Origin of the sequence: Saccharomonospora iraqiensis subsp. iraqiensis (genome assembly GCF_000430445.1) — a bacterium.
Lineage (GTDB): Bacteria > Actinomycetota > Actinomycetes > Mycobacteriales > Pseudonocardiaceae > Saccharomonospora > Saccharomonospora iraqiensis.
On record NZ_KE387083.1, the window covers coordinates 5,806 to 9,405 of the forward strand.

General features: G+C 68.7%; 4 protein-coding genes and 1 pseudogene. 1 reads left to right on the top strand and 4 read right to left on the bottom strand.

The genetic code is table 11. The features are described from left to right. On the bottom strand, positions 1 to 441 hold a 441-nt coding region (locus ACTIR_RS27165; RefSeq protein ID WP_052583803.1), incomplete at its 3' end, for a hypothetical protein. Positions 442 to 622: 181 nt separating this feature from the next. Next, positions 623 to 1,252, bottom strand: a complete 630-nt coding sequence (locus ACTIR_RS0109575; protein ID WP_199285594.1) for a TetR/AcrR family transcriptional regulator — start codon at positions 1,250 to 1,252, stop codon at positions 623 to 625. Between the two features lie 95 nt (positions 1,253 to 1,347). On the opposite strand from ACTIR_RS0109575, the gene ACTIR_RS0109580 reads away from it, so the two are divergent. Continuing rightward, entirely contained in the window at positions 1,348 to 2,856 is a 1,509-nt protein-coding gene (locus ACTIR_RS0109580) for a flavin-containing monooxygenase (protein ID WP_026454099.1), read from the top strand. Here the strand turns inward: ACTIR_RS0109580 and ACTIR_RS0109585 are convergent. Together ACTIR_RS0109585 and ACTIR_RS26505 are read right to left on the bottom strand one after the other, a co-directional pair. After that, positions 2,771 to 3,286 carry a helix-turn-helix transcriptional regulator gene (locus ACTIR_RS0109585; RefSeq protein WP_034239270.1) on the bottom strand — a complete coding sequence of 172 codons (516 nt, stop codon included), beginning with the start codon at positions 3,284 to 3,286 and terminating at the stop codon, positions 2,771 to 2,773. The genes ACTIR_RS0109580 and ACTIR_RS0109585 overlap by 86 nt on opposite strands. A gap of 134 nt (positions 3,287 to 3,420) precedes the next feature. Further along, positions 3,421 to 3,600: pseudogene (locus ACTIR_RS26505) on the bottom strand (LCP family protein); the annotation flags it as partial.

Genomic DNA, 3,600 nt, shown 5'->3' on the forward strand with positions numbered 1-3,600 from the left:
CGCGCCGCTCTCCGCCGTCTCCGCCAGGTCGGCCGTGTCGGCAGTGTCGGCCATGTCGGCCGTGTCGGCCGCGCCGTTGCCGTCGTCCGCCGGGCCGGCCTCGGCCGTGCTCTCCCGGGTTCCCGCGTCGGCACGCTCCGCCGCGGGGGCGGATTCCGCGGCCCGCGTGGTCGTCCCGGACGGCTCCGGGGCGCCGGTGCCCTCGTCCCTGGCCAGGCGGGCGGCCATGTAGGTGGAGGTGAACTCCACCGCGCTGCCCTCGATCAGGTGGACCACGGTGGGCTGCTCGCCGCCGGAGGCGAGTTCGTCCACGAGCTGGTCGGCGCGATCCCGGGCGGCGATGATCCCGGACGCCTCGGCGTCCAGTTCCCTGCCGAGCCCGGACACGCGCACCGTCCAGTTCTCGTCCGTGCGCGCGTATGTCGCGGTGACTGTCTGCACCCCTGTTCACCCCTCTCCGGACAGCGGTACCCGGCCGCGTGCGGCGACGTGGTTCGCTGCCTTTATGACGATGATTCAAGTTTGTGACGTCAGCGGCCGCGCAGCAACACGACACCGGAGAAAAGGCTACCCAGAGTGAGAACGATCTCAGCGGCTCACCACTGTGGGTGAAAACCGCGTGTCAGTGAGTCGATTGATCCTGCGCCAGGTGACTGACTCCGCCCCACAGGAGGTCCATGGCGTAATCGGTGGCCACATCGGGTGTGATCTCGTCGTCCTGCTCGCACCAGATGGCCAGCCGTTCGCACCCGCCGACGACGAACTCGGCCGACGCCTGGGCGCGGGACGGGTCCGAGACGGCGAGATAGCCGCCCATCACGCCCGCGATCAGGTCCGTCTGCTGTCGGCGGGTCGCCTCCAGTTCGTCGGCGGCCGAGGTTCCGGCCAGTGCCATCTCGTTGCGCAGCAGTGACCACGCCTGTCTGCGCCTGCGGACGAACTCGAAGAACGCCGACAGCCCCCGGCGCAGCGCGTCCTCGGCGGTCGCGGCCCCCACGACGGCGCGTTCGGTGACCTCCCGCAACTCCCCACGGGCGGACTGGATGCAGGCGAGCAGCAACCCCTCCTTGGAGTGGAAGTACTCGTACAGCATCGGTTTCGACACGCCCACCCGTTCGGCGATCTCGTCCATCGAGGCCGCGGCGTAGCCGAGCTCGGCGAAGACCTGCTCGGCGACCTCGACCATCTGCCGTTCCCGTTCGGCCCTGGGCACGCGCTTGCGGCGGGCGGGGGTCTTTGCACTAGCGCTCACGATCGCTATTCTACTTCCGGTAACCTACTGCCGGTAAGGTGAACCGCCGGTAACAGGGTCGCCGGGACCAGGCAGAGCGGCATGGAGGCAGCGACATGGGCACACGCACCGAGACCGGAGTGGTCGTCGTCGGAACCGGGTTCTCCGGACTCGGCATGGCGATCCAGCTCCGCACCGACGGCCGTGACGACTTCGTCATCCTGGAGAAGGAGCACGAGGTCGGCGGCACCTGGCGGGACAACACCTATCCGGGCTGCGCCTGTGACATCCAGTCGCACATGTACTCGTACTCGTTCGAACAGAACCCCGGGTGGTCGCGTTCGTTCTCCCCGCAGCCGGAGATCTTCGACTACATCCGCGGGGTGGCGGAGAAGTACGACCTCTACCGCCACATCCGGTTCGGGCGGGAGCTGACCGGCGCGCGGTGGGACACCGACGAGCACCGCTGGTACATCAGCACGGCCGCGGGCGAGGAGTTCGTCGCCCGGCACCTGGTCTGTGGGGTGGGGGCGTTGCACATCCCGCAGATCCCGCACCTGCCGGGGATCGAGACGTTCCGGGGCACGACGTTCCACTCGGCGCAGTGGGACCACGACTACGACCTGCGCGGCAAGCGGGTCGCGGTGATCGGCACCGGGGCGAGCGCGGTGCAGTTCGTGCCCGAGATCGCCAAGGACGTCGAGCGGCTCACCCTCTTCCAGCGGACCCCGCCGTGGATCATGCCGAAGCCGGACCGGCGGATGCCGGACTGGGCGAAGCGGCTGTTCTCCCGGATTCCCGGCGTCCAACGGGCGTACCGCGACCTGCTGTACTGGATGCTCGAACTGCGCGCGGTCGGGTTCAACGGTGATCCGCGGATCATGAAGTTCGCCCAGAAGATCGCCAAGCGCAACATCGACCGGCACGTCGACGACCCCGCACTGCGGGCCAAGCTCACGCCCGACTACGTGATGGGCTGCAAGCGGGTGCTGATCTCGAACGACTACTACCCGGCCATGAACCGGGACAACGTCGACGTCGTCACCGACGGCGTCGCCGAGGTCCGCGAGCACAGCATCGTGGACACCGCGGGCGTCGAGCACGAGGTGGACGCCATCATCTACGGCACCGGCTTCCACGTCACCGACGCCTTCGACGACCTCGACATCATCGGTGCGCAGGGGACCAACCTCGGCAAACAGTGGGCCGAGGAGGGCATGCAGACCCACCTCGGCATCACCGTCACTGGGTACCCGAACCTGTACTTCCTGCTCGGCCCGAACACCGGGCTGGGCCACAACTCGGTCGTGTTCATGATCGAGCAGCAGGTGCGCTACATCGCCGAGGCGATCCGGTGGGTCGAGGCCGAGGGCGCCGAGGCGATCGAGGTGCGACCGGAGGCGCAGGCGCGGTTCAACGCCGAGATCCAGCGCAAACTGTCCAAGGGTGTCTGGACGCGCGGTGGCTGCACGAGCTGGTATCTCGACAGCCAGGGCGTGAACCGCACCATCTGGCCCGGCTTCACCTGGCGCTACTGGCTCAGGACCCGCAAGCTCGATCCGCGTGACTTCCGCCTGCACGGGCGGTCCGCGGCGCCGGAGCGGACAGCCGCCGCAGGCGGGTGACCAGTTCCTCGGTGCCGAGTTCGCACAACGCCGCGAGCTGCTCCAGGGTGGTGCGGTCGAACTGCACCTCGGCCGCACCACCCTCGGCGAGCCGTCCGCGCGCCCAGCGGCGCAGCGGCAGCAGCTCGGGCTGGTCGTCGGCGACCACGTCGTCCAGGCACACCTTCAGCCTGCCCTGGTGCTCGGCGAACAACCTGCGGTGCACCCGCGCCAACAGGTCCTGCGGAAGCTCGTCCATGGCCAGGCAGAGCTCGGCCAATCGCACCACCGAGCACTGCCGCGTCCCGAGCTCGTACGTGGCCAGGGTCTGCAGCGAGATCCCGCTCTGCAGCCGTTCGTTGAGTTCCTTCCGGGTCCAGCCCCTGGCCGTCCTGAGCTTGCGCAGCTCCTCACCCAACACCTGTTGATATCTGTCCGTCTCGATCAGCACTGGCCAACCCCTGCCCGTCACCATCTACCGGTTTCCTACAGGGGAGGAATGCGTCGACGGCCGTGTCCTTACGCGCGAGCGCGAAAAACTCCGCCGAAACGGACAACATGACCCGATCGGAGTAGTGGTGGCGGTCAGTTGACGCAGACGACCCGGTCCGCGGTGATCGGTGGTTCGTTCCGGTCACTCGGTTGCTGCCGTGGCGCGGGACGGGCCTCCCCCACCGCCTCACCCGCGGCCGGGGCACCACCGCCCGCGGCGGGCGGGGTGGAGCTGCCGTGGGAGTTGTAGTCGGGTGCCAGCAGCACACGGAC